Source organism: Paenibacillus sp. Dod16 (genome assembly GCF_049893405.1).
Taxonomy (GTDB): Bacteria; Bacillota; Bacilli; order Paenibacillales; family Paenibacillaceae; genus Paenibacillus_AQ.
Map to the genome: position 1 here is coordinate 1 of NZ_JBNDYG010000028.1, position 6,780 is coordinate 6,780.

The window sequence follows — 6,780 nt, forward strand, 5'->3', positions numbered from 1 at the left end:
GAACAGCAAGTGAATGAATACATTCTGTTCTATAACCAGAACCGATTCCAGAAAAAATTAAACGACCGTTCCCCGGTAGAATACCGGGAAACGGTCGCAGCATAAATCATGTCTTTTTTGTACTGTCTACTTGACAGGGTTATGACCAATCCCCGCGGCTCCTTGTACCCTATATGTTTTTGTTCCCCAGACAACACATTCCTGTGCAAGCTATCCTCCAGCCAAGGCTAGAGTTGTATGAAAATGCCGCCGAAACTACTCACTTGTTCCCTTCATGAACTCCGATATCATGACTTTCTGTCCCGTCTTGGCACTCTCCAAGGCAGCCAGCACCATCGCCATGCTGTAGACGTTGTCGCTGCAATCCGTCTCCGACTTGATGCCGGCTTCGAGGGCATAAAACATATGTTCCAGGCAGCCATGATGTCCGGTCTTCTCCATGACGGGCAGCGTTCCTTCCGTCCGTTCATACCTCCGTATGAAATTTCCTGATTGATCCCCTTCCGCCACGAACTCCGCATAAATCTCATCATGACCGTCCCAGATTGCCGTTCCTCTCTCTCCCGTTACGCGCCATGCGGCCTCCCAGGAGGTCTGAGCACCTTCGGCACACCAGGAACCGCGGTAATTGAACACGGAGCCGTCCGACATTACATAGATGCATATCGCCATCGCGTTACCAGCATACCAGGACCCCGGCGGGTTAAACTCCTGACAGTACACGGATACCGGATTGGCTCCGCTGATCATTCGGGCCTGGTCGAAGGTGTGAATGGCCATGTCGAGCAGCAAAGGACTGTCCATCAGGTCCCGAAACCCGCCGAAATGGGCGCCCAGAAAAAAATCCGCCCCAATGAAACCGGGTTTTCCAATCGCGCCGCTATCGATCAAATCCTTGAACGCCCTAATTCGCGGGTCAAATCGGCGGTTTTGCATGACGGCATGCGTTCTGCCCACAGACTCGGCCAGTTTCACGATATCCAAGCATTCCGTCATCGATTCCGCTAACGGTTTTTCGCTGAATACATGGCACCCATGCTTAAGCGCTGCCGTGCTAATCCCATAGTGGCTGGCGGGAATGGTCACATCAAATACGATATTCGCTTCGCTTGAAGTAAGAGCCTCCGTAATATTTGTATAGATGGGACAAGAAAGCCCATGCCGATCGGCAAATGCCTGTGCAAACTTTTCCTGGATATCCACAAGGCCCACGATTTCAACGTCCTCACGCCCTTTTGCATATTCCGCCCATGTATTCGCCATACTGCCGCATCCTGCTATCACAACTTTAAATGTCGTGGTCATGCTTGCTAACTCCCCCTGAATACATCATATTGTTGTAAACCGCTTACAAATCTTTTTTCTAACCCGTTGTCATCATTCCGATATTGGCTTATTGTAAGTGAAGCAACTTCATTATAATGGCGGAACTCAACATTTTCTCTATACAACCTTGTGCATTACCACTCTAATCTTGCGGTTCGAGGTGAATTCGCTTGTCCAATCCAAGAGAGCTTCATGAGAATACGAGACTTGACTACAAAGCTTATCCCGTGCAGGTATTTCATAACTTCTGCTCCCATGCCAAAATGAAAGACTGTATCCTGTATCTCCACTGGCATGAGCACTTTGAGATCATTAGCATGCGCCAAGGACACGCGGTATTCCATATTGATACAACTCCGTATGACGTAAAGGCCGGGGAAGTCATTATCATCCCCGGCGGCAGCCTTCACGTGGGATATGCTCTTGAAGATGACGACGTACGATTTGATTGTGTCGTGGTGAATGCATCCCTCTTTAACGATTTCCTTCATGATCCGATTCATGCGCGTTATGTCGCTCCCTATATGGAAGGCCGGCTCCGTTTCCCCGTCAAGCCTGCCGAGAGCCACCCAGCTAGCGCAGACTGCTATCCGCTGCTGGATGAAGTCATTGAAGAGCTTGTAACGCGTCGTCCAGCCTATGAGCTTATAACCAAGTCCAAGCTGTACACCCTGTTCGTTCTGCTGGCGCGCACATTCATGCCCGCACCGTTCACGGAGAAGACGGCCGAGCCGTATTTTGCGAATCGGGACCGTTATAAAACACTCATTCAACACATCGAGAGCAACATCGGCGAGAAATTGTCGGTTGAGGCCGCAGCGGCGGAGGTCGGTTTGAATCCGTTTCATTTTTGCAAAATGTTCAAGCGTTTAACAGGGCGCACATTCGTGGATTACGTCAATCTAACCCGAATGAATGAAGCGGAGAAGCTGCTTCGTGAAGGGACTTTAACCATCACCGAGATTGCCGGCATCGTCGGCTGCAGCAACCCGAATTATTTTACCAAGCTGTACAAACAGTATAAGGGCATGACACCTTCCCAGGCTAGACTGTTATAGACCCTGATTTCAGAATCAATCCTTTGCGAACTATATCCCGGCCCATGATCTCTACGAGAACGGTAACTGTATCCATCAGCATTGTGAATATGCATAAAAAAAGACTCAACATCCAGCTGCTTTCGCTGAAGTTGAGTCTATATTCTTAATCGAATCAGCACCTCTAAGATTAATATGCCTTAGGCACCTCGACCTTTCTTGTGTTCCCATCTTCGTTCGTGAAATAGATATGAACTCCATGGTCCTGATCATCCAGGAAATACGAGACATATTTACTCTCATCCGCCTTCATGGGAACCAGGAGGGTCGCGATGCGATGGCTTGCCGCAGATTTCGTTTCAGCATGCAGATGCCACTGGTTATCCAGCCCATCGATTTCTTCGGGATCGACATCGGTGAACTGATTATGCTGATTCAGCGACAAGTCGCCGGATGAACTGTACACGAATCGCCCTTCCATTTCCGCTTTGCTGCCCAACACCCGAAACGTCTGCCCCGACAGCTTCATCCGGTTTAGGGTATGAAACAGCCACTCGATGCTGGCTGGCTTGGCAAGATCCACCGTATCCACAATGACAAAATATGATTCGTCAAAAAAATAGATCTCGCGCACATACCGCTCAAGATAAGGGACATTCTCCAGGTAGGCCTGCGTAGCGTTCATGCGGGTATACCCGTAACCCGGTGACGCGTCGACTTGCTCGACCTTCCCGCTGGCCTCGATGCAGAGCACCTTATCTTTTCCCGCATACTGCCCATGGCCATCGATGAGAATATTGTTCGTGGAACGCGTCTGCCTCCGCCAATTCATATGCATCGTGCTTCCAAAAGCGATGTAATATCCACTCTCGATAGCGAGAGGTTCGCCGAATGCGTGCAGCAGGAATCCGTTCTGGTCACCGTGACTGTGGCTCATGGAGCCGTAACGGCTGCTCTTTGCCAGCAGCATGATATGTTCATCCGGATCATCCATCCGGTGATGCATCGCCACCCAGTCAATATCCCGGAACCATTTGACGGATTGGATGGTTCCCTCCTTCGCTTCCGAAGCGTTATAGGAAGAAAACGGAACGGTAACAGAAGGAGCAACAGCCTCCACTTGAGGGTAATCATGCCGGTACAGCATATCGTCAAATCGGAAATCCCACCAGCCGTAATTGTAAAACTTGGTGTCGGCGTCCGTATCCGCTTTGGCTACTTGTTCATAATACCACTGATATAATCCGTTGCCTGTAATGCCTGCAAACTGGCGAATATTGAAAGCCGTCTTCAGACTAACGGGTTCGCCTAGATAGGACTGGTCTCCGAAGCTGGCCCGAATCGTATCCGGGCTGCTGCAGTAGAGCGGAAAATCGCCCGTGCGCCCAAAGAACGGCCGTTTAAAGAAATCAATCGATACGTAGCTGCGAATGAGATTAAGCGCATCGATCACAAACGCCATACCGGTTGTCCAATAGAGCGGCCCCTCGGCCCAGCCTCCATCTTCTCCGCCCCAAGGCGAATAGAGGCAGGCGTAGTATTCCAGCGTGTAATCCAGCCATGTCTGTGCCTCGACCTCTTCATGCAGCATGGCAATGCAGGCTGGGACAAGCACGGAGGACAACGAACGAACAGCATGGCTGTCATAGGGGACATGATGGATTTTCGAACGCTCCATCACATGGAAGGCCACCTGCTCCGTACGCCGCAGAAGAGCTCCCCTGACGAGATCAATCTCCTCTGCGGTGAGGTAATCGTGGAGCCAGTCGTATCCCCATGCGAGTGCACCAACCATCCGAAACGCAGCTTCATCGTTATAATCCCTGGACGTTGTACCTTCCGTATCCCAACGAGCCGCGTGAAGCAGCCACGTCTTCGCTTTGGCTATCAAAGCATCATCCTGCAAAATGACGCCTGCCACGCTTAAGTGCCGGATAACGTACAGCGTTTCTTGGCAATCCATGTACATTTTTCTCCACAGCTTCGCGACACGCTTATTGCCGGGATAACGTTCCGGTTCGGGAATTAACGGCTTATCCAGCCACGGAATGACCGATTTCTCGTAAAAAGCGCGCCAGCCGCAGTAATCATCATCCTGTCTTAAATGTTCACGGAACGCCGCAACCCCCTTCTCATCCAGCCATAACCGCGGATGCCCGGTATGCGTGCGTTCATAGCGATCCCCACGGTCAGGCAGGGGAGTCTCAGGGAGGCCCTCCGGAACATGAAACATCCGGGATTGGCTCCATGAAGAACGGTTAAGGGCAACGTCCGTCGCTTCCTCCCCTTGTTCCCCGGTCAGCAAGGCATAGCGCCAATAATAAGTACCTGGCTCCAGTGCGTGATCCGGAGTGTATAAGTTATAGGGAATCGGTGCGATTGTCGTTGTCGCTTCCGTTTCATACGAGGGTGAGGTCGAAATCTGCAGCATATAACGGTCGTTCTCCAGCTGTCCCGGCATCCAGGTGAAACGGGGAGGATTCTCAAGCAGCTTACTCTCTGCATCCGGTTGATATGGCACGGACAACAATCCGCTTTTCGGTTCAAACAAGGTTTTCATCGAGTACCCTCTCCTTCAACCCGTTGTTGGTCATCGTGAAGCTTCTTGCGGTCCTGCCATGGGACAAGCTGAGCCAGTGCCCATCCTCCGACCCGATCCATTCCAATGAGAGCGGCTCCGTACCGCTACGGTAGACGGCAATGAAGCGGGCTTGCGAATCTGTCCGATGAAGCCGGATTCCCTCCATCCTTCGGCTCGGATCGTTCGCAATTCCAGGTGACTCCACCTGTGTGCATCCCATACCCTCAAAGGCCATAAATGAAGCTACCGCCAGCGGCCCTGATGCATTGGCAATATGGAGATTGAATTGCAAGCCATCCTGGGACAAAACGTGGGTGCAGCTTTCTTTTACATATGCGTATCCATCTTCGTTTCCTAGATCCGTTACAACATGGCCCTGATCAGCGTTTGGAAGCCCGCTAAGCTCTCCTTGGCCAACATAATGAAACCACCAATCCACAGCTGCCGGCTCTTCCAATTCCACTTCGAACCAATCCAGAAGCCAGTCATCCGTCAATATCAGGTGCCGGTCCAGAACGCCCTGTTCATAAGCCTGATCGGACCGCACCCAAAGATAAGTAAAATTCGAACCGGATTCATACCGAATGCATTTGCCTTCGGTCGGATTCTGGGAACGTCGCCCAACCGAGACGGTGTTGTGGCAGGCTGTATGGGGATACCATTCCTTCTTCAGGATTGAACCGTACGGTACGGTACCACGGTCTGGCGATAGAGGCTGGTTCCCGACATGAATCATCAGATTCAGTTTATCGAAGTGACCATGTGATCCACCATGAGGGCCAAAATCGACCAACGCCTGAAGCCCATTCGAATGGCTCGACTCCAACAGGGCAAATCCGCTGTGAGGAAGAAAGACGGAAGAAGCGGACAGATCGGGCAAGTCATTCTGGTTTCTGCCTTCGTTGTCCCTTGCTTCCATTGCTTCCTTTCCTTCAGTTTCATTACCTGCTCGGTTCGCATGTTCTGCATCGCCTGCTCCTTGCACTTCTCGTGTCACTCGTACTTCGATGACGTCCCCGACTTCCCATACTCCTTCCGATGTCTTCCTATGAGAAGCCTTTGCCGCAGAAGCAGCCATTCCGTATCTCCCATCCCAATGGCCCATTCCGTATAACAGTGCTTCCAGCATGCCGACCCGACCGGCTTCTCCATTCAGTTGACGATATACATGGTCTAGCAATCGCCGATAGCTCTTATCTCCAAATACGGATAAACCGATTTCCAAAATCTCGGCAATTTCTCGCGCATAGGGAGCCCTGCGATAAGGACCGTCGTGAAGTGCAGGCAGGGAGCCATTTTGGTCTGATAATTGAACCAGTACCGCCAGCATTCCCTGCATGGATTGACCTTGCTCTCCCCTCAGGGAAAAAAGCTCTTCACCAACCCGGGTTCCCATTTCCGCTGCAATCAGGTAAGCACGGAGTACGAATACGTGGTAATACACGCTGCCTTCAAATTCAAGCTGATCCGGCCTGATGGCAATGCTGAGATGATGCCGCAGGCCGCCTTCCTTGACAACCAGCTGCCGCAGCTTCTCCGCTTCGCCTTGTACCGCATAGATACTGAACAGCGCGGCAATCAGCCAGGCGGTATAGTTGTTCTCGGGATTTCCGCGCTCCTGGGTCAACATATGATGATATTCCGTCATGCTGCTCTCGAGCATATGCAGGAAATGATCAATCTTCCGGCGTTCAGCCTCGTGAAACGACACATGCAAATCCTCCAAAAGCAGATAACCGCGAAGCAAGGTCGTTGCCCAGATGGCCTCGGTTAAAGCCTGATGGAATGCGCGCCCTTTCAGCATCCAGGGCTGGGCATCCGGGTGGACAGGATAAA

At 51.5% G+C, this 6,780-nt stretch carries 5 protein-coding genes; 2 read left to right on the forward strand and 3 right to left on the reverse strand.

Annotated features, from left to right (window positions below; all coding sequences use genetic code 11):
* The first annotated feature begins 9 nt into the window (after positions 1-9).
* The gene (locus tag ACPV3A_RS19465; RefSeq protein ID WP_426200258.1) at positions 10-105 is read left to right on the forward strand and encodes an IS3 family transposase; all 96 of its coding nucleotides are present in this window, start codon (positions 10-12) and stop codon (positions 103-105) included.
* Between the two features lie 150 nt (positions 106-255).
* Here ACPV3A_RS19465 and ACPV3A_RS19470 read toward each other — a convergent pair whose 3' ends face one another.
* A complete protein-coding gene (locus ACPV3A_RS19470; RefSeq protein WP_426200629.1) occupies positions 256-1,305 on the reverse strand; it encodes a Gfo/Idh/MocA family protein in 1,050 nt (349 codons plus the stop codon).
* Positions 1,306-1,496: 191 nt separating this feature from the next.
* On the opposite strand from ACPV3A_RS19470, the gene ACPV3A_RS19475 reads away from it, so the two are divergent.
* A complete protein-coding gene (locus ACPV3A_RS19475) occupies positions 1,497-2,384 on the forward strand; it encodes an AraC family transcriptional regulator (RefSeq protein WP_426200630.1) in 888 nt (295 codons plus the stop codon).
* Between the two features lie 169 nt (positions 2,385-2,553).
* Here ACPV3A_RS19475 and ACPV3A_RS19480 read toward each other — a convergent pair whose 3' ends face one another.
* Positions 2,554-4,923, reverse strand: coding sequence for a DUF4962 domain-containing protein (locus tag ACPV3A_RS19480; protein ID WP_426200631.1), 2,370 nt, complete (start codon positions 4,921-4,923; stop codon positions 2,554-2,556).
* Positions 4,907-6,780: heparinase II/III domain-containing protein (locus ACPV3A_RS19485; RefSeq protein ID WP_426200632.1), on the reverse strand; the 1,874-nt coding region annotated here is incomplete at its 5' end. The genes ACPV3A_RS19480 and ACPV3A_RS19485, both read right to left, overlap by 17 nt.

Coding starts and splice junctions, on each gene's coding strand:
- ACPV3A_RS19470 (WP_426200629.1), bottom strand. CDS start 1,305: ATGACCACGACATTTAAAGTTGTGATAGCAGGATGCGGCAGTATGGCG.
- ACPV3A_RS19480 (WP_426200631.1), bottom strand. CDS start 4,923: ATGAAAACCTTGTTTGAACCGAAAAGCGGATTGTTGTCCGTGCCATAT.